The organism is Halobaculum marinum (assembly GCF_029338555.1).
GTDB lineage: Archaea > Halobacteriota > Halobacteria > Halobacteriales > Haloferacaceae > Halobaculum > Halobaculum marinum.
In genome coordinates, this window is record NZ_CP119989.1 from 2,802,732 (window position 1) to 2,828,993 (window position 26,262).

The 26,262-nt window shown below is 69.2% G+C and carries 28 protein-coding genes and 1 tRNA gene; 14 read left to right on the forward strand and 15 right to left on the reverse strand.

Going from position 1 to position 26,262, the window contains the following annotated elements; translation table 11 throughout:
* Positions 1-76: 76 nt before the first annotated feature.
* The 3 genes from P0R32_RS14660 to P0R32_RS14670 all read right to left on the reverse strand — a co-directional run bounded on the left by P0R32_RS14660 (position 77) and on the right by P0R32_RS14670 (position 2,016).
* Positions 77-637 (reverse strand): DUF7097 family protein, encoded by a 561-nt coding sequence (locus P0R32_RS14660; protein WP_276237773.1) that lies wholly within the window; start codon positions 635-637, stop codon positions 77-79.
* A 33-nt stretch (positions 638-670) separates the two neighbouring features.
* Positions 671-814, reverse strand: coding sequence for a rubrerythrin-like domain-containing protein (locus P0R32_RS14665; protein WP_276237775.1), 144 nt, complete (start codon positions 812-814; stop codon positions 671-673).
* Between the two features lie 86 nt (positions 815-900).
* Positions 901-2,016 (reverse strand): M48 family metalloprotease, encoded by a 1,116-nt coding sequence (locus P0R32_RS14670; protein ID WP_276237776.1) that lies wholly within the window; start codon positions 2,014-2,016, stop codon positions 901-903.
* 58 nt (positions 2,017-2,074) lie between these two features.
* Between P0R32_RS14670 and P0R32_RS14675 the strand changes: the two genes are divergently transcribed.
* The 9 genes from P0R32_RS14675 (at position 2,075) to P0R32_RS14715 (ending at position 8,877) form a co-directional block, all read left to right on the forward strand.
* Positions 2,075-3,160: a DUF4129 domain-containing protein gene (locus P0R32_RS14675; RefSeq protein ID WP_276237777.1), complete on the forward strand. Its 1,086-nt coding sequence runs from the start codon at positions 2,075-2,077 to the stop codon at positions 3,158-3,160.
* Entirely contained in the window at positions 3,157-3,999 is an 843-nt protein-coding gene (locus P0R32_RS14680; RefSeq protein ID WP_276237778.1) for a DUF7269 family protein, read from the forward strand. Before P0R32_RS14675 ends, P0R32_RS14680 begins: the two co-directional genes overlap by 4 nt.
* Positions 3,996-5,252, forward strand: a complete 1,257-nt coding sequence (locus P0R32_RS14685) for a DUF58 domain-containing protein (protein ID WP_276237779.1) — start codon at positions 3,996-3,998, stop codon at positions 5,250-5,252. The genes P0R32_RS14680 and P0R32_RS14685 overlap by 4 nt, the downstream gene beginning before the upstream one ends.
* A complete protein-coding gene (locus P0R32_RS14690; protein ID WP_276237780.1) occupies positions 5,249-6,736 on the forward strand; it encodes a DUF7519 family protein in 1,488 nt (495 codons plus the stop codon). The genes P0R32_RS14685 and P0R32_RS14690 overlap by 4 nt, the downstream gene beginning before the upstream one ends.
* A gap of 130 nt (positions 6,737-6,866) precedes the next feature.
* Complete coding sequence (locus P0R32_RS14695) at positions 6,867-7,247, forward strand: DUF192 domain-containing protein (protein ID WP_390219148.1); 381 nt, start codon at positions 6,867-6,869, stop codon at positions 7,245-7,247.
* Between the two features lie 66 nt (positions 7,248-7,313).
* Positions 7,314-7,652: a hypothetical protein gene (locus P0R32_RS14700; RefSeq protein WP_276237781.1), complete on the forward strand. Its 339-nt coding sequence runs from the start codon at positions 7,314-7,316 to the stop codon at positions 7,650-7,652.
* A gap of 71 nt (positions 7,653-7,723) precedes the next feature.
* The gene (locus P0R32_RS14705; protein WP_276237782.1) at positions 7,724-8,053 is read left to right on the forward strand and encodes a DUF8081 domain-containing protein; all 330 of its coding nucleotides are present in this window, start codon (positions 7,724-7,726) and stop codon (positions 8,051-8,053) included.
* Between the two features lie 98 nt (positions 8,054-8,151).
* The gene (locus tag P0R32_RS14710) at positions 8,152-8,625 is read left to right on the forward strand and encodes a redoxin domain-containing protein (RefSeq protein WP_276237783.1); all 474 of its coding nucleotides are present in this window, start codon (positions 8,152-8,154) and stop codon (positions 8,623-8,625) included.
* 60 nt (positions 8,626-8,685) lie between these two features.
* Positions 8,686-8,877 (forward strand): hypothetical protein, encoded by a 192-nt coding sequence (locus P0R32_RS14715; RefSeq protein WP_276237784.1) that lies wholly within the window; start codon positions 8,686-8,688, stop codon positions 8,875-8,877.
* A 165-nt stretch (positions 8,878-9,042) separates the two neighbouring features.
* Here P0R32_RS14715 and P0R32_RS14720 read toward each other — a convergent pair whose 3' ends face one another.
* Positions 9,043-10,974: a transposase gene (locus tag P0R32_RS14720; RefSeq protein WP_276237785.1), complete on the reverse strand. Its 1,932-nt coding sequence runs from the start codon at positions 10,972-10,974 to the stop codon at positions 9,043-9,045.
* Positions 10,975-11,168: 194 nt separating this feature from the next.
* Positions 11,169-11,684 carry a hypothetical protein gene (locus tag P0R32_RS14725; protein WP_276237786.1) on the reverse strand — a complete coding sequence of 172 codons (516 nt, stop codon included), beginning with the start codon at positions 11,682-11,684 and terminating at the stop codon, positions 11,169-11,171.
* Between the two features lie 1,178 nt (positions 11,685-12,862).
* On the opposite strand from P0R32_RS14725, the gene P0R32_RS14730 reads away from it, so the two are divergent.
* Entirely contained in the window at positions 12,863-13,216 is a 354-nt protein-coding gene (locus P0R32_RS14730) for a hypothetical protein (RefSeq protein WP_276237787.1), read from the forward strand.
* Positions 13,217-14,569: 1,353 nt separating this feature from the next.
* On the opposite strand, the gene P0R32_RS14735 is transcribed toward P0R32_RS14730, so the two are convergent.
* Positions 14,570-14,654, reverse strand: a tRNA-Ser gene (locus P0R32_RS14735).
* Between the two features lie 113 nt (positions 14,655-14,767).
* On the opposite strand from P0R32_RS14735, the gene P0R32_RS14740 reads away from it, so the two are divergent.
* Positions 14,768-15,742, forward strand: a complete 975-nt coding sequence (locus P0R32_RS14740) for an AAA family ATPase (RefSeq protein WP_276237788.1) — start codon at positions 14,768-14,770, stop codon at positions 15,740-15,742.
* Between the two features lie 21 nt (positions 15,743-15,763).
* Here the strand turns inward: P0R32_RS14740 and P0R32_RS14745 are convergent, their stop codons facing one another.
* The 4 genes from P0R32_RS14745 to P0R32_RS14760 are packed head-to-tail and all read right to left on the reverse strand — an operon-like array spanning position 15,764 to position 19,258.
* A complete protein-coding gene (locus P0R32_RS14745; RefSeq protein ID WP_276237789.1) occupies positions 15,764-16,258 on the reverse strand; it encodes a DUF7519 family protein in 495 nt (164 codons plus the stop codon).
* Positions 16,255-17,601 (reverse strand): DUF58 domain-containing protein, encoded by a 1,347-nt coding sequence (locus tag P0R32_RS14750; protein WP_390219141.1) that lies wholly within the window; start codon positions 17,599-17,601, stop codon positions 16,255-16,257. Before P0R32_RS14750 ends, P0R32_RS14745 begins: the two co-directional genes overlap by 4 nt.
* The gene (locus tag P0R32_RS14755; RefSeq protein ID WP_276237790.1) at positions 17,598-18,260 is read right to left on the reverse strand and encodes a DUF7269 family protein; all 663 of its coding nucleotides are present in this window, start codon (positions 18,258-18,260) and stop codon (positions 17,598-17,600) included. Before P0R32_RS14755 ends, P0R32_RS14750 begins: the two co-directional genes overlap by 4 nt.
* Complete coding sequence (locus P0R32_RS14760) at positions 18,257-19,258, reverse strand: DUF4129 domain-containing protein (protein WP_276237791.1); 1,002 nt, start codon at positions 19,256-19,258, stop codon at positions 18,257-18,259. Before P0R32_RS14760 ends, P0R32_RS14755 begins: the two co-directional genes overlap by 4 nt.
* A 172-nt stretch (positions 19,259-19,430) precedes the next feature.
* Here P0R32_RS14760 and P0R32_RS14765 point away from each other — a divergent pair, with 172 nt between their 5' ends.
* On the forward strand, positions 19,431-20,624 hold the full coding sequence (locus tag P0R32_RS14765; protein ID WP_276237792.1) for a sensor histidine kinase: 1,194 nt from the start codon (positions 19,431-19,433) through the stop codon (positions 20,622-20,624).
* A 22-nt stretch (positions 20,625-20,646) separates the two neighbouring features.
* On the opposite strand, the gene P0R32_RS14770 is transcribed toward P0R32_RS14765, so the two are convergent.
* The 4 genes from P0R32_RS14770 to P0R32_RS14785 form a co-directional block, all read right to left on the reverse strand.
* The gene (locus tag P0R32_RS14770; protein WP_276237793.1) at positions 20,647-21,705 is read right to left on the reverse strand and encodes a zinc-dependent alcohol dehydrogenase; all 1,059 of its coding nucleotides are present in this window, start codon (positions 21,703-21,705) and stop codon (positions 20,647-20,649) included.
* A 244-nt stretch (positions 21,706-21,949) separates the two neighbouring features.
* The gene (locus P0R32_RS14775) at positions 21,950-22,393 is read right to left on the reverse strand and encodes a universal stress protein (RefSeq protein ID WP_276237794.1); all 444 of its coding nucleotides are present in this window, start codon (positions 22,391-22,393) and stop codon (positions 21,950-21,952) included.
* 208 nt (positions 22,394-22,601) lie between these two features.
* Positions 22,602-22,982 carry a DUF5684 domain-containing protein gene (locus P0R32_RS14780; RefSeq protein WP_276237795.1) on the reverse strand — a complete coding sequence of 127 codons (381 nt, stop codon included), beginning with the start codon at positions 22,980-22,982 and terminating at the stop codon, positions 22,602-22,604.
* A gap of 75 nt (positions 22,983-23,057) precedes the next feature.
* Complete coding sequence (locus tag P0R32_RS14785; protein ID WP_276237796.1) at positions 23,058-24,086, reverse strand: calcium/sodium antiporter; 1,029 nt, start codon at positions 24,084-24,086, stop codon at positions 23,058-23,060.
* 197 nt (positions 24,087-24,283) lie between these two features.
* Here P0R32_RS14785 and P0R32_RS14790 point away from each other — a divergent pair, with 197 nt between their 5' ends.
* Together P0R32_RS14790 and P0R32_RS14795 are read left to right on the forward strand one after the other, a co-directional pair.
* Positions 24,284-24,718, forward strand: coding sequence for a luciferase domain-containing protein (locus tag P0R32_RS14790; protein ID WP_276237797.1), 435 nt, complete (start codon positions 24,284-24,286; stop codon positions 24,716-24,718).
* Between the two features lie 122 nt (positions 24,719-24,840).
* The gene (locus tag P0R32_RS14795) at positions 24,841-25,677 is read left to right on the forward strand and encodes a DUF5995 family protein (protein WP_276237799.1); all 837 of its coding nucleotides are present in this window, start codon (positions 24,841-24,843) and stop codon (positions 25,675-25,677) included.
* A 78-nt stretch (positions 25,678-25,755) separates the two neighbouring features.
* On the opposite strand, the gene P0R32_RS14800 is transcribed toward P0R32_RS14795, so the two are convergent.
* Positions 25,756-26,178: a DUF7522 family protein gene (locus tag P0R32_RS14800; protein ID WP_276237800.1), complete on the reverse strand. Its 423-nt coding sequence runs from the start codon at positions 26,176-26,178 to the stop codon at positions 25,756-25,758.
* Positions 26,179-26,262: the final 84 nt, after the last annotated feature.

The window sequence follows — 26,262 nt, forward strand, 5'->3', positions numbered from 1 at the left end:
GGTGAAAAGCGACCCGCTTCGCGCTCGGGGATGCACGGACGTGCCTACCTCTGCGGTCGAGTCGGGGACGGCGGCCTCACCCGTCCTCCCCGTAGCGCTCGCCCGCCGTCGAGAACCCCAACTCCCCCAACTCGTCGGTGCGGCGCCCCTCGCGCTCGGCGACGGCCTCCGGGTCCGGACTCGCGTCGTCGTCGATGCGCGCGAACGACTTGTGGACCTTCGTGTGACACCACCGGCAGAGGCCGACGGTGATCTCGTGTGAGAGGCTCCGATCCGCGTCGCCGTCGTGCGGTTTGCGTCCGCTACTTGCAGCCCCCTCGCCGTACGAGAGGTGGTGTGCTTCGATCAGGGGCCGCCGCTCGTCGTGGGCGATGCGCACCTCTTCGAGGCCGCACCGGACACACGCCTTGGCGTCGCTCGTCGACCGGTAGTGGGGGCAGTCGGCCCAGTCCACATCCTCGTCGGCGACGACGCAGGCGTAGTCGTCGCGGCGGCGCGCGGCCGCGAACGTCGGGTCGTCGCCCGCCCTGTCGAGCGCGAACCGACACCGACCGTCGTCGGTCAGGTGGTCACAGCGCCCGGCGTACTCGTACGGGTCGTCGACGCCGACGGGCGTGCCGTCCGGCGTACGCTCCATGGACGAGCGAGCGTCGCCCTCGGTGAAAAAGCCTCACTCCCGCGGGACGCTGATGTCCTGCAGGTCGCCGCCGCAGTCGCTACAGGTTCCGGGGCTGTGCGACGCCTCGACGCGTGCTGAGCACTCCCGACACTCGAACACGCGCACCGATCCGGCTTGGTATGGGTCGGAGCGCATGGGCGTGTTAACGTGTCGCACAGTATTAACGTCGTCGGTGAGCCGACAAGACGCTCCGATCCCCGACGCTGTCTGGCGATTCTCTGTCAGGCCTCGCCGCGCTCCATCGCCGCCGCGAGGTCACGCAATCGGGTGACGCGGTCGGCGGCGGGCGGGTGTGAGCGCGTCTCGACGCGGAAGCCGAACGGGTCGGCGGCGTCGTCTGCGTCGGTGGCGTCGTCCGCGTCGACGGTGCCCGACTCTGCGTCTCGAACGGAGGCGTCGTCGGGCGCGTCGAAGCCGCCGGGGAGGAAGCAGAGTCCGTGGAGTCCCGCGATTCGCTCGCGGCGTGCCGTCGGCTGTGCAGCGTCGCGGGCGTCCGCCGTCGGTGCCGCGGTCGCGTCGCCGAGGCGTTCGAGCAGGGTCGCGAGCGTCGCGGGCGACCCGGTGAGGCGGGCGGCGGCGCGGTCGGCGGCGAACTCCCGCGTGCGCGACAGCGACCGCGCGAGGAACACCACCGGCGTCGCGAGCACGCCCAGGACGACGCCGCCGAGCAGGAGCACCGCGCCCGCGCCGACGACGAACGAGCCCAGCGAGGTGGCAGAGAGTGCCGGCCCCGGGAGCGAGGGAGCGGCGAGCGCGTAGAGGGCGACGCCGCCGCCGACGGCGACCAACGTGCGGGCACCCGGCGCGTCGTCGAGGCCCAGGTCGCGCCACAGCGAGTAGTCGCCGTTGACGAGCGCCGGGAGGAACGCGGCGGCGGTGAGGACCGTCGCGTCGCGGTTGCGCAGGTGGGCGAGTTCGTGCGCGAGGACGGCGTCGAGTTCGTCGTCCGAACAGGCGTCGAGCAGGCCAGTCGAGACGACGACGGTCCCTCGTCCGGCGCCGGCTACCGAACAGCTGTTCGGCGTGTCGCTGTCGACGACCGCGAGGCGCGCTGTCGGCGCGTCGAGTCCCTGGGAGAGGCGGTCGAGTCGGCGGTAGAGGTCGGGGAACGCTTCGCGGTCGACGACGCGGGCACCGGTGCCCGCGAGCAGGTCGTGTCGGACGTATCGGACCTGCACGACGAGCGCGATCGCGACGATCGGAATCGCAAGCAGGAACGGCGAAACGGAGAGCCACGGGGCGACCAGCGCGGCCGCGGCGAGCGCGAACGCGCCGGTGAACAGCAGGGTGGCGAACCCGGTGGCGGCAGTGTGGAGGGCGAGCGAGCGGTCGACCATGTTCGTCTCCAACAGGTCCCCGAGGAAACAAATACTTCCGGGAACGACAGATGCACAGATGGGATACGACCCCGCTCGTGTCGCCCTCGCCCTCCTCGCTGTCGGCGTCGTCGCGGTGTCTGCGACGCTGTTCCCGGCCGCCGGCCTCGGTTCGTACCCGGCGGCAGACCGGACCGGCGGCGTCTCCGGAACGACCGGCGACGGAGGAGTCGGCGGCACAACGCCCGCATCGGCGACGACCCCCACGGCCACCCCGGATCCGAGTTCCGGGACCGACGGCGGAACCGCCACACCCACGGCCACCCCGACGCCCACGGCCACGCCGACCCCGGAGCCAGCGGCGAACTACGACACCGGCGGCGGCGGGTTCGGCGGCGTCGCGGGGCTGCTGTTCGGACTCCTCTGTGTCCTGCTGGTCGGCAGCGTCGGCGGCGTGCTGGTCCTCTCGGGGCGCTACGCCGTGAACGCCGACGAGTTGCCGGCGGGACGGCTCCCCCGACTCCGACTCGCGGTGCGTGCGGTCCCCCAGACCACGATGGCGGTGCTGGTCGGCGCCGGGTCGACCGCCGCGACCGCCGCGGAGACGCTCGGGTCGGTTGCCGGCGCACTCGGCGGGAGTCTCGCTACCGGAACTGGGACCGTCCTGGGTGGGTTCGGGCGCGCGCTGGCGGCCGTCCCGACCGCACTCGCGGCGCTGTCGCTCCCCTCGCTGTCGCTGTCGGGGCTGTTCTCCGGCATCGGCTCGCCCCCGGGGAGCACGGGCCGGCGACCGAGCGGTCGGTCGAAGACCGGCGGCGGCGCCTCGACGGCGACCTCGGGTGAACCGACCGAACCGGACCCGCCCGAGACGATACGGGAGGCGTGGCGCCGCTTCCGGGCGGCCGTCCCGGGGCGTGACAAGGAGTCGTGGACGCCGGGCGACCTCGCACGGCGCGCGACCGACCGCGGCTACCCCCGCGACGCCGTCGACGCGCTGACGGAGGCGTTCCGCGGCATCCGGTACGGGAACTGGGCGGTCACCCCCGAACGCCGCGACCGCGCGCTGGACGCCTACGACCGGGTCCGGCGCACGCTCGACGGCGGCCCCGGCGACGAAGACGGTGACGCTGGTGACACCGGAGACGCCGGAGGGGACGACCGATGATCCGCGGCTCGGTCGACGCACGCGACGCGCTCGCGGTGCTGGCGACCGTCGCGGGCGTCGGTGCACTCGCGGTCCTGCTGGTGGTGCCGGTCGAGTGGGTGCCCGCCGGCGTCGGCGTCCGGCCCGTGCTGTGGCTGTTCGGAGTCGCCGCCGTCTGCGTCGCCGGCTGGCTGGTGCGCGACCTGATCGTTCCGCCGCCGCGCCACGGGTCGCGGGTCGGCGACGACCCCCGCCGCGAGTGGGACGCTCCGCTCGTCGACGACGACCCGGAGGCGATAGAGCTCGGCGACGACCGACCGCTCGGCGACGCCATCACCGTCGCCGCCGGCGACGACGACAGGCTGTCGAGCGAACGCGGTCCCCGCCCGGTAGTGGCACGAGCGCGCGCCCGGCGGCACCTCCACGACGCCGCAATCCACGCGGTCGCGACCGCCGAGAGCGTCGACGAGTCGACCGCCGAGCGCCGCGTCGACCGCGGCGAGTGGACCGACGACGTTCGGGCCGCCGCGTACCTCTCGGAGACGGCGACGCCGTCTATTCCGCCGACGACGCGACTGCGCGACTGGCTCGCCGGCGAGCGGACCGCCCGGTGCGTCCGCGCGACCGTCCGAGAACTGGAACGACTCGACCGCCGTGCGCGGCGCGGCCACCGTCCCAACGAGCGAAACAGACGCGCGATAAGCGACGAGCGCACCGACGACGCAGCCACAGCGGGTGCGTCTTCGACGGACACCGGGTGGGATAGCGCTGACGACGACAACACCGACGACGACCGCACGACCTACGGCGAGCGGGTGTATCCGAAGCCCGCGACGGAGGCGACGGAGGTGTCGCGGTGAGCGTCCGCACTCGGTCGCGGTGGCTCCCCGGCCTGCTGGCGGCGCTGGCGTGTGCGTTCGGCGGGGTGGCGTTCGGCGACCCGGTCGTGTTCCTCGCGTCTGGCGTCGGCCTCGCGTACGTCGCCTACGGCGCCGTCGCGGGCGAGCCGTCGCCGGACGCGCTCGTCGTCGAGCGGCGCGTGAGCGACGACGAACCGCGAGCGGGCGACGAGGTGAGCGTCACCGTGGAGGCGTTCAACGCCAGCGAGGCGCACCTGCCGGACGTGCGCGTCGTGGACGACACGCCCGAGGGCGTGGCCGTCGTCGACGGTTCGCCGCGCGCGGGCGGGACGCTCGCACCGGGCGAGTCGCTCTCGGTGGAGTACGACCTCCGCGCGCGCCGCGGCACCCACGAGTTCGGGGAGTGCGTCGCCGTCGCGCGCACGCTCACCGGCGCGAGCGAGGTGCGCGCGACCGCGGGCGCCGGCGACACGCTCGCCGTCCGCTCGGGCGGCGACGCGCTCGCGCTTCGCGAGCAGACCGAGTCCGCGGTCGGTCGCGTCGAGACGGACGACGCCGGGGAGGGAGTCGCCTTCCACTCCGTGCGCGCGTACCAGCACGGCGACCCCGTCAAGCGCGTCGACTGGCGGCGGTTCGCCCGGACCGGCGAACTGTCGACCGTCGAGTACCGCGAGGAGCGCGCCGCCACGGTCGTCCTCGTCGTCGACGTGCGCGAGGAGAGCCGGCGGGTGCGGGCGCCCGGCGAGTCCGACACCGGGCGGCTGAGCCGCGACGCGGCGGTCGAGTTGGCGGGAGAGCTCCTGTCGCGCAACGACGCCGTCGGTGTCGCCGTCTGGGGCGAGGAGGGCGGCTACCTCCCACCCAGCCGGGATCGGGAGGTCGCCGCCCACAGCATCGAGCGACTGCTGGCGGAGCCGGCACACGTCCCCGCGGACCTGGATCTGCGGATGCGTGGCCTGTGGCGCCCGGCGACGCTCGCCCGGCACCTGCCGGGGAGCGCCCAGATCGTCTGCTGTACGCCGCTGGCGGACGACCGACCCGTCGAGGCCGCCGAGACGTGGGTCGCGAACGGGCACGCCGTGACGGTCGTGTCGCCAGACCCCACCAGCGACACCCACGGGGGGCGCGTCGCCGCGCTCGACCGGCGCCGCAGGGCGCGCGAACTGCGCGGGTTCGGCGCGCGGGTGGCCGACTGGTCGCCCGGCGAACCCCTCGCTGCCGCGGTCGAACGCGCGGGGGCGCGGTGGCGATGAGCCGTCCCGTCTCGCCGCCGTCGACCGCGCCGTCGCCGACGGGGAGCGGCGTCGCCTTCACAGCCGTGACGCTCGCGGGCGTGCTCGCGGGCGTCTCACTCGGCCTCCCGATCGTCGGCGGGGTCCTCCTGTCGGCGGTCGGCGGCGGACTCCTGTGGTGGTCACTCCGACGCGCCCCCGCGGGTGGCACCGACGCCGCCGTCGGCGGACTCGGCGTCGGCCTCGCCGTGTACGCGCTGGCTGCCGGACCCGGCGTCACGGCGGTCGCCGGCGGCGGGACCCCGGGGGTCGTCGTGGCCGCCTGTACCGCCGTCGCGCTCGCACTCGTCGCCGCGGAAGGGTCGCTCGGACTCGCGGAGGCGACCGCCGTGCTCACCACGCCGTTGGCGGTCGCCGCCGCGGCACCCGTCGCCGCGCTCGTGTTCATCGCGCCCGCGGTGTCGCTCGGCGGCCCGCTCCTCGACGCCGTCGGAGCGGCCATCCCGCGACTGCTCGGCGGCACCGCGCTCGTCGCGCTGGTGGCGCTCCAAGTGGTCGGCCTCGCCGCCGCGCTCCTACTCGGGCCGGCGACGCGGACGCTGCGGCGGTTGCTCGGGCCGGACCGCTACCGGCCACCGCCGGTCGCCGAGGCCGCGGCGCTGCGGGTCCGCGACGTGCCGCGCTGGTACTGGGTCGCGCTGCTCGTGCAGGTCGTCGTCGTCCCCGGCCTGGGCGACCCGCTCGGGTGGCTCCTCTACCGCGTTCCGGTCGTCGGGCCGGCGAGCAGGCTGCTGCTCGACGGCGGCCTCCTCGCCGGACTGGGACTGCTCGTCGCGCTCGGCCTCGCGTGCGTGGTCGCGGCCGGTCGGCTACAGTCGCTTGTCGTCGACGTCGCCGGCGAGGACCCCGGTGGCGCACTCGGTGCCGCCGCTCCCGCCGCGCTCGGGGTCGGCGTGCTGGTCGTCTCCGCCGGCGCCGCCGCCGTCGGTGCCGTCGGTCCGACGGTGCCGGTCGTGGGCGCGCCGGTCGCGTACAGTTCGTGGCTGTTGGTCGTCGCCGCGCCGGTGAGCGTGTTCGCGCTCGTCCGCGTCACGTCTCTCCTCACCGGCGACCCGGCGTTCGCGGGGATCGTCCCGGAACATGGTGCGGGCTTCGCGCTCGCCAGCGGTGCGGTGGTCGCCGGCGCGGTCGCCGCGGGCGTCGGCGGTGCGGCGCCGCCTGCGGTGTTCGCCGGCGTCGCGCTCGCGCTCGTCACGTGGGGTGCAGGTGAGCACGCGGCGGGACTGGGTGCCCACCTCGGTCGCGACGCCGCCACGGAACCGGTCGAGTACGCCCGGACGGTCGGCCTCGTCGCCGTCGGCCTCGTCGCCGTGCTCGTGCTCTCTGCGGTCGCGTACCTCGGCCCGCCAATCGCCGTCGCCCCCGAGCGGGCGGCGGTGGCGCTGCTGCTGTTGTTGGTGGCACTGCTCGCGCTCACCGTACGCGTCGGACTGGAGACCGAGTAACGGTGGAGCCAGCGGAGGCGGGAGACACAGAAGGCGGAGACGACGGCGACGGGCGCCCCAGTGCACGCCCCGCTCCCGCGGCCCGAGATGAAGGGGTACGTTCATACCGCCTGCCCGTCCACGACCCGGCGTGCGACTGATCCACCGCTCGGGCGCCATCCATCCCGAGGAGGGCGACCCGTCGCCCCCCCGCGAGCGCGTCCTCGCGACGGACGTCGACGTCGCGGATACGGTCGTCTCCCAGACCCGCGGGCTGATGTTCCGCCGCTCGGTGCCCGACGACTACGGGCTCGTCTTCCAGTTCGACGAGGCCGACTCGCGGAGCCTCCACATGCTGTTCGTCCCGTTCGCCATCGACGCCGTCTGGCTCGTCGAGGGTGAGGTGACGAAGGTGAAGCGCCTCCGCCCGTGGGTCGGCCTCGGCTGGGGGACCGCCGACACGATCATCGAGTTGCCCGCCGGCGCCGCCGACGACGTCGAGCCCGGTGACCAGATCGAAGTCGTCGAGTAACGACCCCACACCGAACGGCCCGCCACGGCGAGTAGCGTTATGTCAGCTGATTCCGTAGCGGCGCGTATGCGTCGAGCGACCCTCGCGGCCGCGTTACTCGCCGGCAAGGGACTCGACGCAGTCTCGACGGTGGTCGTGCTCCACCTCTCGGACTCCGTGCACGAGTCCGTCCCGCTCTCGCGGGCGCTGATGGCGTGGCTCGGTCCGGTCGGCGGCATGGCCCTGCTCACGGTGATCACGATGGTCGTCGTCGGCGTCCTCGCCGAGGCGGGGGTGCTCATCGACCGCCTCGTCGACGGCGAGACGCCCGAGTGGTACGTCCCCGGCCTGCGCGCGACCGTCTACCTCGGCTGTGCGACGTGGTTCGGGCTGATCGGCCTGTGGAACTTCTCGCACCTGTTGTAGCGCCCGCTCGCGCCGGACAGGCAGCGTCGCGTCTCCGGAGGTATTTATCGGATGCCGCCGTAGCGCCCCGCGTGAGCTACGTCGTCGAGGTGAAGCCGTCCGCTCGCAAGGCCAACGCCGCGGTCGGCCACGCCGTGCTCCACGAGGGCGTCCGCCGCGAGTTCGGCGACCGCGCCGCCGCGGAGGCGTGGGCCGACGGGCTCTCGACGGGCGCGGACCGCCCGGTCTGGATCCACGCCGCCCACCCCGCAGACCGCAGCGACGTGGACGCGTACCTCGTCTCGCGCCAGCGGCAACTGTTGAACCTCGACGGCGCCTACGACAAGCGCCGCCGCCGCCTCCGCGGGGGCGACGAGGGGACCCCCGGGACGCTCGGGGCGTACACCGACGGCGGAGAGTAGGAGCGAATTCAGCGGCCAACTGCGTTGTGCGGTCGGGTTCCAGCGATCCGAACAACCGAGGAGCGCTTACAGTCGCACCGACACAACGATCGGCTGTCATGGTAACCACGGGCGACGACGCGCCGACGTTCACCGCGACGTACAGAGGGAGCGAGCACGAGTCGTTCGACCTCGCCGAACATCTCGGCGACGGCCCGGTCGTCCTCGCGTTCTTCCCGGGGGCGTTCACGCCGCCGTGTTCCAACGAGATGGTCGCGCTCCAGGAGCACCACGACCGCTTCGTCGAGGCGGGGGCGACGCTGTTCGGGGTGAGCGCCGACTCGCCGTTCTCGCAGGGGGCGTTCGCCGACGAGTACGACCTGGCGTTCGACCTCGTCAGCGACATGCCCGGAGACGCCATCGACGCGTACGGCCTCACGATGGACATCCCGGACCTGGGGCTGTACGACGTCGCCAACCGGGCGGCGTTCGTCGTCGACTCCGACGGACAGGTCGTGTACGACTGGATCGCCGACGACCCGACGAACGAACCCGACTACGAGGAACTGATCGAGGCCGCGGCGTCCACGTAACGCGGTCGCCGAGGCGACCCCGGGCGCAAGACGTTTTTCGGACGCGAACTGGCAGTCGATGTGTTCCGAAGCGAGACGCGAGTCGCCGCGTTCGCATCCCTCGCGGCCCTTCTGGCGGTTTTCGCGGCGTTGACTGCCCACCGCGTGGTCGCGATTGGCCTGCCGTCGGGCGTCCAGTCGGCCATCGTGTGGTCGGGCGCGGCGGCGGTCGTCGCGGTCTGTGCGGCTAGAAGGCAGGCAGATACGTTCTGAATCGGTCGGAACTGGCGATGATCGGCGTCGAGACACACCACTCAACGGCGGCGAACGAGCCGTGACTAGTCACGGCGCGGGTGCTGTTGCTTCAGACCCACCGAAAGTACAACCACAGAACAGCGCCGCTGCTCACGACCGAGCTACCACGAGGACAAACAGGCGTCAGTCGGGAGGGTCCAATCCGTAGAACTTCTTCGACACGGTGAGGAACTGGTTTGCGTCAACGCGTGGCGCGTAGTCGGCCTTCTCGCCGTCGATAGCCAACTTCACCAGCAGGTCCACCAGCCGCCAGACGTTGTACAGTACACACGCGAACGCGAAGTTGAAAAAGCGATAGCCGTGGTCCTTCGACGTAGTGCGCACGCGGAACTTCTTCAGCTTCTTGTAGCCGTTCTCGATGCCCCAGCGGTACCGATACCGCCTGACGATGGTGTGAACGCCGTCGAGCAGCTCCTTGCCCGTCTCGGCTTCATCGGGCTGGAACGACGGGTGGTTTGTCTCGAAGAGCGCGTACGCCTGCGCTGCCTCGCTGTCGTCGGGGATGTCCTCCTCTTCGCGAAGGTCATCCACGAGGTCGTCGAACGGTGAGCCCCCGGCGTCGTCGGCCTCGACGATGTCGGCGAACTCGTCCACCAACTCCTGCCGGTACTCGGCTTCGTCATCGCCAACATCGGCGTCGTCGGTCGCGAACAGGTCGTAGTTCGTTGCTGGCAGGTACATCCGCTGACGATCATTGCCCTCCACGACGGTCTTTTGCGTCTTTACGTGGACGCGCTTCCCTGAGTTACGCATCCGGCGACACGTCGCCTTCTCCGAGGCGTGCTTTCGCGCCGGGTTCAGGTAGTGGACGCCGTGGTTGTCGCACACGTCTTTGATGTCGTCCGAGTCGAACTCACGGTCCATCATCACGAGGTCGATCCCGCCGACGAGATCGAGTGCGTTCCCGAGGAGTTCGTCCACGATGTCTGCCCGCGAGAAGCCACGGTGGACGGGAACGGCGTCGAGGACGAGCGGGATGTCGTGCCCGACTACTTGGATGGTCGCCCACTGGAAGTGCTTCTCGCCGCCCTTGTAGCCGAGTATCCACGGTTCGGTCAGGTTTCCGTCCTCGTCGCGTTCGCTCTCGCCAGTCCACGGTGCCCCCTTCGTGATGTCGATGGCGACGGTGAGCTTTCCGACCAGTTCGGAGTCATGGCGAGCGCGGGCTATCAACGCGGCCGTTGTTTCCCGCAGCATCGACCGTATCTCCTCGACAGAGTGTTTCTGAAGCTGGTAGCGGTGGTTCGACGCACTCGGCGTCAGGTCGCGCTCGCTGTCGATGAAAAACGAGTGCTGCCCAGATTGTGCGAACATATCCTCGCGCATCCCCATGTAGGCATGCTGCTCCCAGAACGCATTCTCGTGAATGCTGGCGTTCGATCCGCGGTTGAGGTGGAAGTTGTCTGTGACGAACGGCTTTGTCTGCTTCCACACTTCTTTGGTTTTCTCAGCGAGGAGTTTCTGTTCGCCCGGTTCGCTGTCGATATCACGGTCTTCTACTTTGAACGGGCCTTTCGGCAACGGAAAATTGTGCTCGCAGAGCGTGAGATAGACGCTTTGGGCGATCTCCTGACAAAGCTCACGTTCAACGGGACTAAACACTTCATTCCACACTTCCCAGAGCCGTGACTGACTAGGCCGCTTCGGTGTAAAGCGCCCGAGACCGCCGCCGTCACCGACGAAGCCGAACTTGCGTGTGTACTCGGGATTGTCATGGAACCACCGCGAGAGACGGTCTTCTCCCCAATCTCTCAGTAGCCGGTACGTGTGGGCGAGTACCCACACGTTCAGTTGTTTCGTGTTACGATGCCACTCAGAGCGCTCGTCTACCCACCCGCCAGAGATGGTCGGATAATCGCCAGAGACAACATCCATCTCGGCGATAATGTCCGCCACTTCAGGTCGATCGTGACTGTGATAGTGGTATTCAGCATGCCAGAGGAGTTCCTTTCCTCTGTACTGTTCTGGGTGGTCGTCATCAACCCGGACGTTCAGCCGGCCGCTCTCGTATAAGTAGATGCGGCCCGCGTTGTCCGTCCGGGGTTGTGAGGGCACAGTCGGCTCTCAATTTGTCCTAGTGTATAAGCTAATCGACGGTTGGCATCTAAACCCAAGTACAATGGCGATTCTGCCCTGTTGAATTACTCGAAGACTACCATTTCTAGGAGTCTGCTCACTGTATACAGATGAACCACTAAACCGCTACGTACAGGTAGACGACTAATCACGGAAGCACGAGAAACGGTCAATCACAAACTAAGAATTCCCTCTCTGACGAAGTGGCCGAATCCAGCGGCGATGCCTGCCAGAACGGAGAGGACTAGTACGATGATCGTCGTGAGTCCACCCCCGAGAATGCCGGAAATGACCAGTATCACTACGGTCCCGACGGCACCTTCGAGGGCTAACGGGACGAGAAACACTATCGCGATGAAAAGTACTCCGAGGAGTGCTGGCACGAGGAGCGACGCAACACCGGCCACGTATCCTCGTATCATCGCTCCTCTTGAATCCCCAGAGTAGAGCCCGCCGGTGACGAATCCACTCACGAGCAGGCTGGCGAGGAATCCGACGACATTGAACTCCGCGGGAGATATCTCCCTTATCTGGTCTGGGATCCGTGACATGAGCCATGACCATTGCCCGGACTGACCCATTATCTCTGGAAGATAGACCCACGTGAGGAATCCGAGAAGTGCACCTATAGCGATGATGAGGGCGTCATATTTGTCGAATCTATCCGTGTAGTCATGTAGACGTTTCATTTCGGGCGTGGCTAATAGCAGGAGTGATCGTCCAAGAGTCGTGGAGACCGAGGTTCAAGGGTGCATTTGCTCATACATCTGCTTCAGGTTCAATCCCCGTCAATAGTCGCTTCGTACTCATAGGTTAGTCCGATGATCGATAACTAAGCACACCTACTGATCGGCTGTTTCACACCAAATCTGGTGGCTTGAACACCCTCGATGTGGTGTGTCTCTTCGGTAAGTACAGGGCACGTAGTTCACATCGCTTCCGATTGACCGATACAGCATGAATAATTATAGCGGGAAATCGCGTGATCACCAATTATGTCGAAGGGTGAGGTAGATGTACTGCCAGAGGGACCGAAGCGTTCTCGTCGAATTCGACTTCTTCTACACTTGGGTGAGGGTCTTTTCGGAGGCGTTATTCTCTATGTGGGGGTGTCTTTCGGGTACGAATTCTTTACGGACATTTTGTCCGGGCCTGATTCAGTATTTATCGGACTCTGGATAGTTGTTCTCTCGCTTATATCATTCAGAGTGGCTATTCTGGTAGCTACACGAAGTGCAAATCTCCAGAGCTCAGATCGATTCACCAATGAATGGCGCGAAGTTCGCAGTTGGCCCATCGTCGTAAGTGTCGCGCTTGTAGCTGGAACAGTACTGATGCTGGGTGAACTATGGTATTTCAGCAGAGATTATGCATCTCCGAGCCCCTTCTTTCTCATCGGCATAACTATTGCGCTCATTCTAATGGGAAGTGCATACTATCTCCGCTCGGAGGATCGATGACTCAACACGAGACATTACGGTAGATACGCAGATCTACTCAGCGGCTGTTTCACACCAAATCAAGTGGTGAGAACTCGCCTCAATGGTGTGTCTCTTCGGTAAGTACAGACAAAGCACTTACCGGAGGGGTTTGGAAAGTTCTCGAAATGAAACGCCGCCATGCCCTCCTCGCTGGCAGTAGTTGTATTGGTACGCTATTGAGTGGTTGTTTGGGTGGCACCTCGGAGCCGTCAACGGGAACAGGATCTCCGTCACCGAATGAGACACAAAGCAATACTTCGACCCAGACAGTAACAGAAACTCCTGTATATGATTGTAAGACTACTCACCGACCGCCGGAACCGTCATCCGACGATGACCCGCCGGGCGAGGACGAGCGATACACCTATCCACAGCGCCCGGAGTCCTTGACGGATGAATCAACACTTCTCTCCTACGTAAAGGAGTACGAACGCGCGTACCGGCTAAACGATCTATACACCGAATACGGGGACAATCTTGACCATGGGACTATTTTCATCTACGAGACATGGACCTACGAGGCTCCGGAAGACGCGGCGATTGCACGTCTGAAGTGTCCGTACAGTCATGGATATACTCAGGGTGACAGCCAAGTCGAGGCTGATTCACCGACCATCTATGCCTCCTACTACATCGACGACGCTGTGGTACTTCGAGCAAGTAAAACCGGGTACCAAGAGGATGAGTCGAAACTGGATCCTGATCCAATCGAATGGGGACTTCCTATGGAGTGTTTCTAAGTTCTTGGCGCTCAATAAGCACACCTACTGAGCGGCTGTTTCACACCAAATCAGATGGTGAGGGCCCGCCTCGATGTGGTGGATCGCTTCGCTAAGTACAGGGCGCTAATTGGTCACCGGGCACGCGTCTGGAGAAAAGCGGTCACGTTGGTAGAGACAGGTGAGTGGATTGGATCAACCACACCCGTATGAGGCGATGAGATCTCCCGGGGGGGTGGTACGGACAGCCAATTCCAGTCCGACCAACGGTCGTCCGGCACAGTTCGCGATCGTCAATTCGATCACCCTCCCTCGTTCTGAAAAGCTGATTACTATCGAAGAGCCGATAGTGAAGTTCTCGATTAGAAGTTGCTCCGTTTCTTTGGGAGACAGTGTGTACTGACCGTGGAGTCGGGAGCGGTTTGGCGGTGGTTCGACCGACGTCACGTACCCGTAATCCCCACCGATTTGGTAGGTCGAAAGCCCCTCGCCGGGCGATGCGTGATCGACTTCACCGTTCTTCTTGTAAATAGTGATGCTATCGGGGTGAACCTCTCCACTGACTACCCACACGGTGAATGTGTGAGTCTCGTCTACTGAATTATTGAGTACAACTGTGACTGGACGTTCTTGTTCGGATGGGCCACCGAACGGTAAGGCGGCACACCCTGCAATGAGGAGTAGGAGGCACAGACCGAGTAGAGAGAGGTACTGGTTACTCCGAGCGACACCGGTACTAAGACTGCTCATTCAACGGGATGAAATCTGAGTCCCGGATTGTTGTTATATGTGAGCTACACGACCGACAGGTTTGCAGATCTTCTTCTCTGTCATTCCACCATATATAATATGTAATTAATACCAGTTCACAGAGCGATCCAAGCGATTCAGACGTACGTGCCTGTCTTCAGTGCGGCGATTTCATATCGCGGTGGACAGTTTATCATCGGTTGGATCGTCGCCATTGGCCCGGTACTCGGGTTCGCGTGGACGCTCCCATTCACGCTCGTAGGCGGCGATCAGCGGCTTTCGGTCTCCGTGTTCGCGTACACGGGGGTCGGTGGTGTGCTGGCGGCGACTGTGCTCGCGGCCATGGGATTCGCAGCCGGTCGCGTCGCGGCCGACGCGGTCTCGACAGTAGATCGCTGAATGGAGGCCCCGTCGTGGCCAGGGGGTGACCACTACGGAAGGCACTCGAAGTGAGGTTCGCGAGAGAAGCGCCGAGGGAGAGATTTGAACTTCACCGAGACGGTCGCTCGCTCTCTCCGTTCGCTCGCGCTGCGACTCGTCGGTTCACATCGTCTCACACCGTCGACACCGACGACACGGGATGCGAGCACACGAGGTGCTCGCCGTGTGGTGTCGTCTGAGAAGCGCCGAGGGAGAGATTTGAACTCCCGAGTCCGAATGGACAGCAGATTTCGAATCTGCCGCCTTGGCCAGGCTAGGCTACCTCGGCTCACCTCTACGTCCGGCGGTGAGCCTGTAAACCGTTTCGGTTCAGCGAGGGTGTGCCACGCGGTCCCGTGTCGGAACCCCGAGACTTATTCCGTGTCGGGTGTGGCCTTCGCCATGGACGTTCCCGACGCGAGCGCGGCCTGTGCGGACGTGCTCGACACCCTCCGCGGCGCGATCGTCGCCGAAGACGCCTTCTTCGAGGACATCCTCCTCGGCCTGCTCTCCAGAGGCCACGTGCTCATCGAGGACGTGCCCGGCACCGGGAAGACGCTCACCGCGCGGTCGATGGCGACTGCGCTTGGTCTGTCGTTCTCGCGCGTGCAGTTCACGCCCGACCTCCTCCCCTCCGACGTGACGGGGACGACGGTGTACGACGAGGGCACCGGCGAGTTCGAGTTCTCCCAGGGCCCCATCTTCGCGAACGTCGTCCTCGCCGACGAGATCAACCGCGCGCCACCGAAGACGCAGGCGGCGCTGCTGGAGGCGATGGAGGAGGAGCAGGTGACCGTCGACGGCACCACCTACGAGTTGCCCGACCCGTTCTTCCTCATCGCGACGCAAAATCCCGTCGAGCAGGCGGGCAACTTCCCGCTCCCCGAGGCACAGCTCGACCGCTTCTCGGTGAAGACCTCGATGGGCTACCCCGACCTCGACGGAGAGATCGAACTGCTCCGCCGGCGCGCCGGGCGCGTCGAGCAGGACCCCAGCGTCGAGACGGTGCTGAACGAGGAGCGCGTCGTCGGCGCCCGCGAGGCACCCGAGGCGGTGCGCGTCCACGACGACCTGCTGGAGTACATGGCGGGGATCACCCGCGCGACGCGGCAGGACCGCCGCGTCGAGGTCGGCGTCTCCCCGCGCGGCACCCAGCGGCTGTTCGAGGCGACGCGCTCGGCGGCGACGCTGGCGGGCCGGGAGTTCGTCACCCCCGACGACGTGAAGCGTGTCGCCGCGCCCGTGCTCGCCCACCGCCTCGTCCTGACGCCGGACGCGAAGGTCGACGACGTGGCGAAGACCGACGTGTTGCAGGCGGTGCTCGACCGCGTCGAGGTGCCGACCGTGCAGGAGTCCGAAGCCGAGCCCGCGGAGTAGGCGGTCCGATCCCCGTTCGGGCTACCTGACCGCGCTCACCAGCGCGACCGCCCCCATCAACAGGAACACCAGCGCGACCACGGGCTGTCCGCCCGCCGCCGAGACGTACACGCCGAACGCCACCGCGCCAGCGACGGCGCCGACCGCGACCGAGGAGGCGGCGTGGGTCGCGAGGTTCCGGCGCACGTCTGTCTCGCGACCCAACTGCTCGCCGAGTCCGATCGCGTGTTCACCCAGGTCCCACGCCAGCGCCGTCGCCAGCCCGCCGACCAGCATCGGGCCCGGTCCAGCGGTCGAGACGGCACCCGCCACCAGGAGCGCGGCGACGAGCGAGACGGCGCCGTAGCCGAGCACCCGGCGCGAGCCGACGAACGTGCCCGCGGCGACGAGCAGGAGGCCCACACCTGCGACCCCGCCGGCGGGCGCCGAGACGAGACCGAGCGTGGCCGCGCCGACCCCCGCCGCGAGCGACGCGAGCGCGACGCCGAGACGCGGCGGCTTCCGGGTGACCGTCACCGCGACCACCGCGCGGCGGCGCGCTCCAACTCCGTCGCCAGCGGTTCGTCGCCCCAGTCGAGCACCCGGATGCCCGCCGCGCGGAGTCGCGAGACGCGGTTCGCCCGCTCGACGCGCGCGAGGCGGCGACCCGGTGTGTCGTCGGCGGTCGGGTCCGGCGAGATGACGGTCACGGCGTGGCCGTAGGCGTCCAGCCGCCGGGCGACCGTAACGGCGTAGTCGTCCGGCAGCGGCGTGCAGAACAGCACCTGCGCGTCCGCGGGGATCCGGCGCCGGAAGCGACGCACCCACGTCGTCGCGAGGAACCGCTCGCCGCTGGGCGTCGGCGCCAGCGTCGGGTGCGTCGCAAGCAACTCGCGTGCGCGGACGGCGTGGTCGTCGCCGACGCCCGGCGCGAGCCAGCAGTCGCCGGGACCGAACGCGGCGACGCCGACGCGGTCACCGCTGTCGAGCAGCGCGGGCACCGCCTGCGAGGCCGCCTCGACGCTCCGCTCGACGGCGTTCGCCGACTCGTGGTCGGGCGCGAGGTACGCCTCCTCGCGGGCGTCGACGCAGACGACGACCGTGGCGGCGCGCTCCTCGCGGAACTCCAGCGTCGAGAGCGTCCCCGTCCGCGCGTAGCGCGCCCAGTTCACGCGGTTGGCCGGGTCGCCGTGGCGGTACTCCCGCGTCGAGTGGAACTCCAGGCCCGCGCCGCCGACGTCGGTCGGCACCCGCCCGGAGTAGACGGTCGTCAGCCCGCGCAGTGGGAGGGACGACGACGCCTCCAACTCCGGGGTGCACCGCATCGTCGTGGCACCTTCGGCGTCGATGCGGGTGTCGCGCTCGCGCGAGCCGCTGGGGTTGCGCGCGAGCACGTGGACCGGGTCCCACTCGTGCATCCCACGCACCGCCGTCACGCGGTAGCGGAGCGTGGCGGTCCGCCCGGGGCGGAGCGCGGTCCCGAGGCGGGCGGGCGACTCGCTCGCGAGCGCCGCCGGGACGCCGTCGACGACCCGGAGGTCCGGGAGGACGCGCTCGCCGTCGTTGCGGACGCGCACGGTGACGGTCACCTCGTCGCCGGGGTCGGGCGTCGGGTCCGACAGCTCTCGCTCCAGCGCCACCGTCACCTCGGGAGCGCTGTCGCCGCGTGCGTACGCGGCGTAGGCGACGCCGAGCGCGCCCACGAGCACCAGCGGCGGGTGTCGCAGGAGGACGCCCATCCCGACCGGCACGAGCGCGAGCGCGGCCATCCCCGCCCACCGCCCGGTGGGGACGACGCCCGCCGCCCGGAGGCGGTCGAAGGTGGCGACGTTTCGCCCGTTCGTCGCTCTCGCGTCGCCGCCGCGGCGCGCGTCGCTCACCGCCGGCCCTCCGTGAGTGCGTCGCGCGCGGCGTCGAGGCGCTCCAGCCCCACTCGTCGCACGCGGTCCACGAGCCGTCCCGTTCGCGACTCGGCGGCCACGCTCGACTCGGGCGCGTCACCGACGCGGGCCGCCGCCAGCGCGTCGACGGTGCGAGCCACGCCGAAGCGGAACTCCACGTCCGACCCGAGCAGTCGTCGCAGGCGCGCCGCGGGGGGGAGGGACACGTCGGCGCCGACGAACCACGCGGCGACCGGGTCGTCGGTCCAGGTCCCCTCGTCGACGGCGGCCTCGACGGCGTCGCCCGCGTAGTCGCCGCGGGCGCGCAGCGTCTCGACGGCGACGCGCCGGAGGCGGGTGCGGAACTCGCGGCGGCGCTTGATGCTCGCGCGGGAGAACCCCCGCGTCGACACGAGCGCGTCCGTCTCGTCGCCCGGCGTCGGCACCTCGTAGCGGTCCTCCGGGTCGCCCGTCTCGACGGCCCGTCGGTCGGCGCCGCGCGCCTCGTTCGCGTACCGGATTCCCTGGACCAGTGCCAGCGCGCCCGCCCCGGTGACGAACACGTACGTCAGGTCGAACAGTCCCGCCAGGCCGCGCTGGAGGACGACCACGAGGCCGAACAGCACCGCCGCCACGCCCACCACGGCGGAGAGTCTCACCGTGCGTCACCTCCGTTCGGGTCGGTGTCGCCGCTGCCACCCACGGCCTCGGCGTCGAGGTCGTCGCCCGCGTACGCCGCCTCGATCCGTCGCAGCGCCTCGACCGCCGCCGTCTCGCGCTCGGGGGTGACCGGCGCGTCTCCGTAGCGGACGGCCTCGAACGCCTCCGTCAGCGCGGCCACGTCCGCGCGGGCCATCCCCGCCTCGACGGCGGCGTCGGCGAACTCCTTCGGCGTCGTCGCCCGGGGGTTGTCGACGGCGAGCGCGCCCGTCATCTCCCGCCACGCGCGGTACACCTCGTTCTCCAGGTCCGCGTCCGACTCCAGCCGGTCTGCCGCCGCGCCGGCCCGCCGGCCCACCTCGGCGCGGCGCTCGGGTGCGGGCGGTTCCGGCGCCGGGTCGGCGACCGGCGTCTCGTCGTCGCCGGTGGAGACGAACAGCAGGAGGACGCTCCCGGCGATGGCGACGAACAGGAGCAGGCCGACGAGCACCGTCGGCGCCGACAGCGCCTCGCCGGCGGCGTTCGCGCCCGCCGACCCCCCGCCGCCGGGGAGCAGCGACTCGTTGGGTGCCGCGCCGGCGCCGAGCGCCAGCGCCGTCTCCGTCGGCGTCGACCCGCACGAGATGAGCGCGAGGTACAGCACGCCGAACGGGAACGACACCGCCGCGACCGAGAACGCGCTGAGGAGCCACGACCGAGTCGTCCGGTACATCGCGACGACGAAGCCGCCCACGAGCGCGAGGAGCGCGGCCTGCACGCGCGGGTCGGTGAGGAAGGCGACGCAGACGTTCACCGAGAACTGCGTCTCGCCGCCGCCGCCGTCGATACCGGCGGGGCCGGACTCGCCGCTGCCGAGGCCGCCCTCGTCGACGTTCGGGCCGGCGCCGAAGCCGCCACTGGCGGTCGTCGTCGCCGAGTCGAGCGTCGCGGCGGCGACGCCGAGGGCGAGCACCGCGAGGAGGGCCAACGCCGCGGTGGCCACCGTGCGTCGATCCACGTTGTGACCCGGTACCGCGGCACCGGGTTCAAACCTTTCGACAACCAGGTGACGAGAGCGGCGACCGGATCGCCCGAATGCGCCGGGATCGACCGCATTGACACGGTGAGTCGCGGTGGAGCGGCCACCGTTACTCTCAAATGATCCGACTCCCGAGCGGCGCCCGTACCACATGTCGGAGGGGACACGGAGGGCACGCGAGCGGACCACGAGCGACGGAGATGGCGGTCACGCCGAAGCACTCCGGCACGTCCACGCCGAAGCGCTCCGACGCCTCCACGCCGCGACGAGACGGATGATGAGCGCGGAGTCCGCGTCGGCGGTGGCGTCGGTCGCGACCCGGGCCGCGACGGACGTGCTCGGCTTCGAACTCAACAGCGTCCGACTGTTCGAACCGGCGCCGCCGCGCCTCGTCCCCGTCGCCTACGCGGACGCCGTCGTCGACATCGCCGGGGAGCGACAGGAGTACCGCCGCGGCGAGTGCGTCCACTGGGACGCCCTCGACGCCGGCGAACCGCGGGTGTACCAGCGGGTGAGCGACATCGACAACGCGCGGGCCACGGACCTCTCCGGCGAGGGGAGCATCCTGGTGTGCCCGCTCGGCGACCGCGGGGTGATCGCACTCGGGACGCTCGAACCGAACGCCATCGACGAGGAGGACATCGCCCTCGCGGAGGTGCTCGCGGCCAACACGGAGGCGGCGCTGGAGCGCGCCGAGCGCGAGCGCCAACTCGAACGCAAGACCGAACGGCTCGACCGCTTCGCCGGCGTGGTCGCCCACGAGTTCCGCAACCCCGTCACCATCGCCGCCGGCCACCTCGAGTACGTCGACGGCACGCCTGGTGACGACCCCCACCTCGCGGCGGCGACGCGGGCCGTCGAACGGATGGACCGGCTCATCGACTGCCTGCTGGACATGGTTCGCGGCGGCGTGGCCGCCGGCTCCAGCGAATCGGTGTCGGTGTCCGCGGTCGCTCGCGAGGTGGCGGAGGCGGTCGACGAACCGGGCGCAGTCCGGTGTCCCGCCGACGTAACGGTCGTGGCCGACCCCGACCGACTCCGAACGATTCTCGAGAACGTCCTCGGTAACGCCGTCGCGCACGCCGAGTCGGGCGTCACCGTCACCGTCGGTTCGCTCGACGACGCCGCGGGCTTCTACGTCGCAGACGACGGCACCGGCTTCGACACGACCGACCCCGACCGCCTGTTCGAGTACGGCGCCACCGCCGACGCCGAGGCGACGGGACTCGGACTCGCCATCGTCCGCGACCTGGCGGAGGCGCAAGGCTGGCGAGTGAGCGCGTGCACCGGTGACGACGGCGGCGCCCGCGTCGAGTTCTACACGCGACCCGACATCGACGCCTGAGCGGCCCCGCCGCAGTCGGGGATCAGTACGTCAACAGCACGCCCAGTGCCTCCGCCGGGTCCTCGTCGAGCAGTCGGTACGCCTCGGGCGCCTCCCCCACCGGCAGGCGGTGGGTGACGAGTCTGTCGGTGTCGACCTCGCGGAGGCGGTCCCACGCGGTCGAGAGCCGACGCCCGACGGTCCAGCGTCCCCGTCGCTCGGGCGCGAGCGTGCTCACCTGACTCGCGCGGATCTCGATCCGACTGCGGTGGAACCGCCCGTCGAGCGACAGTTCGGTCGGCTTGGCGCCGTACCACGACCCGACGACGACGCGCCCCCCGTAGCCCGTGGTCGCGACCGCGTCGTCGAGCGCCGCGGGGTTCCCGGACAGTTCGTACGTCAGATCCGCCCGGTCGGGGGTGGCACCTTCGTCACGACCCGGGTTCGGGGTCGGTGGGCCAGACGACGGGGCGCCGCCGACCGGCGCCTCGTGGTCGAGGTCGTCGGGGTGGACGCTCCGGTCGGCGCCGAACGCCTCGGAGACGCGACGGCGCTCCGGGTGGCAGTCGGCGGTGACGAGTGCGTCGAGCGGAAACGCCGACAAAAGCGCCGTTGTCAGGAGGCCGACGACGCCCTGACCGAACACGACGGCGCGTTCGCCGATAGCGGGTTCTCCGTCCATCGCGAGCGTCACCGCCGTCTCGACGTTGGGGAGGAACACCGCCCGCTCGGGCGACACGCCGTCGGGGACGCGGCTCACGGCGTCGAGCGCGACGGTGAACTCCTCGGCGTGCGGGTGGAACGCCAGCACCGTCTCGCCGTGCCACGCCGCGTCGACGTCCGGACCGACCGCGGTCACGGTGCCGACGGTCGCGTAGCCGTACGGGAACGGGTACGTGAGCGACCCGTCCAGCGAGGACAGCGTCTCGTCGGCGGCCGTCTCGGGGTTCATCTCGCCCCGGTACAACAGGAGTTCCGTGCCCGGACTGATCGCCGACACCGTCGCGGTCACGGCAACCTCGCCGGGGCCGGGGTCGTCGGCGACCGTCTCGCGCACCTCGACCTCGCGAGGGCCGGTGAAGAACACCGTCCGTCCGGGCACGGGTCAGGCCACCCCCGCCGCCGGGGCGGCGGCGTCCGTCCGAGTCCCGCGCGAGCGCCGGCCGAGCGGGCGTCGCGGGGGGCAACACGTTGTCATCTTCGGAGCCTAGGGACGGCGTGGTATAACTGCTGGCCCGAACGCCCGACGCGACAGAGATCAGTGCTCGGTCGCGAACCCGTCCACCTTCGTGTGAGGGCAGGCCGTCCGCCGTCGGACACCTCGCCGCCGGAGGAGCGGTCGCCGTTCAGGAGTCCGCGTCGTCCTCGTCGTCGGCCTGCCTGACCGTCAACACCGGCGTCTCCGACAGTCGGACCACCTTCTCGGTGACGCTCCCGAGCAGGTACCGGTCGAGGCCGGTGCGGCCGTGGGTGCCCATCACGATCAGGTCGATCCCCTCCTCGTCAGCGTACTCGAGGATCTCACGGTGGGGGACGCCGGTCCGTTGGGCCGTGATCACGGTGACGTCGGCCGCCTCGCCACGGTCGGCCACCTCCTCGACTGCCTCGTGCGCGTCCGATTCCAGCGTGTCGTAGATCGAGCCGAGCCCCTCGTTGACGGTGTAGATCGGTTCGACGACCGCCAGCGCGTGCAGCGTCGCGCCGTACGTCTCGGCGAGGTCGAGCGCGCGGTCGATCGCTCCCTGGACGGCCGTGCTCCCGTCGGTCGGCACGAGGATGTGCTTGTACATGATTGAACAGAGACGGTCCGCGGACTTGGATCCCGCCGACGGTTCTACGATTGTGGGATCGATGACACCACCGGCGGTGATGGACCTGATCACGCCCGACGGCGTCACCCAAAGCGACGTATTGGCGTACACGGCGGGCGACCGTGCGACGCTGCCGTTCGTCCCACTCGGGGAGTACGCCGGGGAGAAAGCGGCGTCGCGGGCGGCGTTACGCCGTCGGCCCGCGGTACGACGCGTCGCCGAAGCCGAGCAGCGGGTAGAACACCGGTCCGAGCAGCCACAGGCCGATCCCGTAGCCGGCGCCCTTCGCGAACGCCTTCGCGACGTCGATCGAGACCTTCGCGAACACGAGGATGTTCACGAGGGGGATCAACAGCAGCAGGAGGTACCACCACTCGTTCCCGCCGATCTTGATCAGGAGGTACGTGTTGTAGATCGGGACGATCGCACCCCACGCCGGTTCGCCGGCCTTGGCGAACACCTTCGCCATGCCGGCGATCATCGCCACGAGGATCACGAGTTGGAACACGAGCACGAGCGCGGCGCCTGCGCCGCCCCCGTCGCCCTGGAGGAGTATCGGATCGAGCATCAGATCGGGCGACTGAAAGGACTTACAAAATTCTGTTCATTTTCCCGATCTGTGAACTGGCGGACTCGTCGGCGATCACACGACCGTCCCCAGGTTGAGCAAGAAGGCCGCGTACACGAGGAGGAGGGCGATTCCCTCCCACCGCGTGATCTCGCGGTCCTGCGTGACGAAGTAGTACAACAGCGTCGCGAGCACCATCACCGGGAGGGCGTAGCCGCGGACGCTCTCTGGGACCGTGATCGGCGCGACGAAACTCGGCACCGACATCACGGCGAAGGTGTTGAACACGTTCGAGCCGAGCACGTTGCCGACGGCGATCTCGACGGTGCCACGGCGGACTGCGACGACACTGACGGCGATCTCCGGGAGCGACGTGCCGAGCGCGAGCGCCGTGATCGCGACGAACTCCGCGCCGATCGACAGCGTGGTCGCGATCCCGAGGATCGCACCGACGAGCGCGTCGGCGGCGACGATCACGACCGCGACGCTCCCGAGGAGCGCGAGCGCGGTTCGCACCCCGACCGTCGTCTCGGCGACCGCCTCGTCGACGGAGCGCTCGTCGGGCGTCAGGTCGCCCGGCGTCGCCTCCACAGGCCCGCCGCCGCCGGCGTGTTCGGCGACGATGTCCTCGACGACCTCGTCGAGGCGCTGCTCCTCCGACAGCGAGAAGTGGACGTACACGACCAAGCCGACCAAGCCGAGCAGTCCCTCGTACCAGACGAACGGCCCGGTCCACACCGCGACGGCGAGGAAGGCGGCGGAGGCGACCAACAGCGGCAGGTCGACCCGCATCAACTCGCGGTCGATCCGGAGTCGGCGACCGATGACCGCGACCAGCCCCACGATCAGCAGGATGTTCGCGACGTTCGACCCGACGACGCTGCCGACGACAATCTCGGTGGCGCCCTCGCGGGCCGCCAGCGTCGACGCGACCAACTCCGGGAGCGACGTGCCGCCCGCGACGACGGTCGCGCCGACGATGAACGGCGACACGCCGAAGGCGAGGCCGACCCGCTCGGCCGCCGAGACGAACACGTCCGACGCCGCCAGCAACACCGCCAGCGCGAGCAGGAACGTCGCCACCGGAGCCACGATGTCGGCCATGGGTCGAACCGTCGACAGGTCGGGTCATATAGCTGCGGGACACGCCAGGCGCATCGGGCGCACCGGGTGCACCCGGCGCACCGGGCGCGCCGCCACACCGACCGAGCCAGCGAGCGCCCGTCGCGTCCGGGCGGCGAGCATCGTGTCGGTATCGTGGCGACTCGATTATTCGACGAGCGCGCGTCTAGAAGGTCGTTATGGCAATCGCACAGTCCATCGAACAGGAGATCGTCTCGCGAGTGACCGAGTGGCCCGGTGTGTCCGTCGCCGAGAAGCGGACCGGCGCGACGGAGTTCCGCCTCGGTGAGGAGGACTTCGGCCACATCGACGACGACGGGTCGCTCGACATCCCGCTGTCGACGCCGATGCGCGTCGCGCTTGTCGACGCTGGCCGCACCGGACCGCACCCCGTGTACGCGAACACCGGGTGGACGACGTTCGACATCGGGAGCGCCGACGACATCGACGAGGCGGAGCGGCTCCTGCGCCTCTCGTACGTGTTCTACGCGTTCAAGACGGCCCGGCGCACCGGCGACAGTTCCCTGATCGTCGACCTCGACGTCGACGAGGAGTTGACCGCCTGCCGGGCCGACGAGGCCGTCCGCGAGGCGATGATGCGCGTCGTCGACTGACGCCACCGCTCCGAACTCAACCCTCGACACCGAACGTCGACACCCCGTTTCTCGCGCTCGTCACGACCGCATCGGGTCTCGTCGCCAGCGGTGTTTATCTCTCCCGGGCGCGCTCTGGAGGTATGCACACGGCGACGCGACCGCTCACGCCGCGGACACTCCGAGCGGTCGCCGCGTCGTATCGCGGCGCGACGCCGTCCCCGAGCACGGGTCGCGTCGACCTCTCGGACCTGTTCGCCGACCCGTACGAGGACCCCCTCGACGCGGAACACCGCCTCGCGCTCGCCGAGCGGCGACTGTACGAGGCCGACGACCGCCGGGCGGTGTTCCTCACCGTCTACGGCGCCGTGACCGCCCGCGTCCGCCGCGACCTGCGGGGCGACCGCTTCGCCGACCCCGAGTGGGTTGGACGCTACCTCACCGCGTTCGCGAACCGCTATCGGCTCGCGTTGGCCGCCTACGAGCGCGGCGAGCGCGAGCGTGTCCCCCGGGCGTGGCAGTTGGCCTTCGACGCCGCGCTCGCCGGCGAGACGCTCGTCGCGCAGGACGCGCTCCTCGGCATCAACGCCCACGTTGTCCACGACCTCGCGCTCGCGCTCGCCGACGCGGGAATCGACCCACGCCCTGCTCGGCGACGTGACCACGACGCCGTCAACGCGGTGCTCGCCGAGTTGGTCGACGTCGAACAGGACTTGCTGGCGACCAGATACGCGCCCGGGCTGGCCGACCTAGACGCCGCGGGCGGTCGCCTCGACGAGCAGGCCGCCTTCCTCACGCTCGCGGAGGGACGCGACTGGGCGTGGCACTGCGCGGTCGCGCTCGCCGACGGCGGGCCACTGGCGCGGCGAACTGTCCGGTGGCTGCTCGACCGCGTCGCCGACGGCGCCGGGCGGCTCGTGTTGGCGCCGTCGCGCGCCGCCGGGGTTCGCGAGCGTTTGGCCGCGCTCGAACGCGCCTGACCTCTCTGCCTGATCGCGCCGCCGCTCAGATCGCCTGCTTCCCGCTTCTGTCCGCCGCTTCCCGCCCGCAGCCGTCGCCTACGTGCGCAAGAGCGCCCGGATCGCCGTCGCCGCCTCCCTGAACGCCCGGGAGTCCATCCGATCGGTCGTGAGCAACACGCCGCGGTCGCCCTCGATCACGCGCACGACGAAGCCGTTCCGGTGGAACCGGACCGTGAAGTCGTACGCCCCGATGTCTGTCGCGGACTCTCCGACCGACAGGGAGGTGCGAACGGGCGCCTCGGCGAAGCCGACGCGTTCCAACTCGACGAGCGGTCGCTTCACGGCGCGCACGTCCACGGCCGCGTCGTACAGGTCCGACCGGGCGTACAACACCTCGAACGATCCGGGGGTGAACACGATGACGCTGCGCAGTTCGTCGCCCAAGCCCGTGCGGGCGGCGGCGACGACCTCCTCACGCGAGAGGGACTCTGGGAACGGGATGTCGAACGGCTCGTCCATGTACGGTAGACGACACGAGCGATATCAACTGTTGCTGTGCGGTGGTGTCCGGATGACGAGGCTCACGACGCGTACGACACCGGC

Excerpts from the sequence above, each read along its gene's own strand:
- P0R32_RS14780 (WP_276237795.1), bottom strand. The coding sequence starts at position 22,982 with ATGCTCGATCCGATACTCCTCCAGGGCGACGGGGGCGGCGCAGGCGCC.
- P0R32_RS14670 (WP_276237776.1), bottom strand. The coding sequence starts at position 2,016 with ATGGTCGACCGCTCGCTCGCCCTCCACACTGCCGCCACCGGGTTCGCC.
- P0R32_RS14700 (WP_276237781.1), top strand. The coding sequence starts at position 7,314 with ATGCGTCGAGCGACCCTCGCGGCCGCGTTACTCGCCGGCAAGGGACTC.
- P0R32_RS14710 (WP_276237783.1), top strand. The coding sequence starts at position 8,152 with ATGGTAACCACGGGCGACGACGCGCCGACGTTCACCGCGACGTACAGA.
- P0R32_RS14765 (WP_276237792.1), top strand. The coding sequence starts at position 19,431 with ATGTCGGAGGGGACACGGAGGGCACGCGAGCGGACCACGAGCGACGGA.
- P0R32_RS14740 (WP_276237788.1), top strand. The coding sequence starts at position 14,768 with ATGGACGTTCCCGACGCGAGCGCGGCCTGTGCGGACGTGCTCGACACC.
- P0R32_RS14690 (WP_276237780.1), top strand. The coding sequence starts at position 5,249 with ATGAGCCGTCCCGTCTCGCCGCCGTCGACCGCGCCGTCGCCGACGGGG.
- P0R32_RS14785 (WP_276237796.1), bottom strand. The coding sequence starts at position 24,086 with ATGGCCGACATCGTGGCTCCGGTGGCGACGTTCCTGCTCGCGCTGGCG.
- P0R32_RS14795 (WP_276237799.1), top strand. The coding sequence starts at position 24,841 with ATGCACACGGCGACGCGACCGCTCACGCCGCGGACACTCCGAGCGGTC.
- P0R32_RS14665 (WP_276237775.1), bottom strand. The coding sequence starts at position 814 with ATGCGCTCCGACCCATACCAAGCCGGATCGGTGCGCGTGTTCGAGTGT.
- P0R32_RS14790 (WP_276237797.1), top strand. The coding sequence starts at position 24,284 with ATGGCAATCGCACAGTCCATCGAACAGGAGATCGTCTCGCGAGTGACC.
- P0R32_RS14675 (WP_276237777.1), top strand. The coding sequence starts at position 2,075 with ATGGGATACGACCCCGCTCGTGTCGCCCTCGCCCTCCTCGCTGTCGGC.
- P0R32_RS14775 (WP_276237794.1), bottom strand. The coding sequence starts at position 22,393 with ATGTACAAGCACATCCTCGTGCCGACCGACGGGAGCACGGCCGTCCAG.
- P0R32_RS14680 (WP_276237778.1), top strand. The coding sequence starts at position 3,157 with ATGATCCGCGGCTCGGTCGACGCACGCGACGCGCTCGCGGTGCTGGCG.
- P0R32_RS14800 (WP_276237800.1), bottom strand. The coding sequence starts at position 26,178 with ATGGACGAGCCGTTCGACATCCCGTTCCCAGAGTCCCTCTCGCGTGAG.
- P0R32_RS14725 (WP_276237786.1), bottom strand. The coding sequence starts at position 11,684 with ATGAAACGTCTACATGACTACACGGATAGATTCGACAAATATGACGCC.
- P0R32_RS14660 (WP_276237773.1), bottom strand. The coding sequence starts at position 637 with ATGGAGCGTACGCCGGACGGCACGCCCGTCGGCGTCGACGACCCGTAC.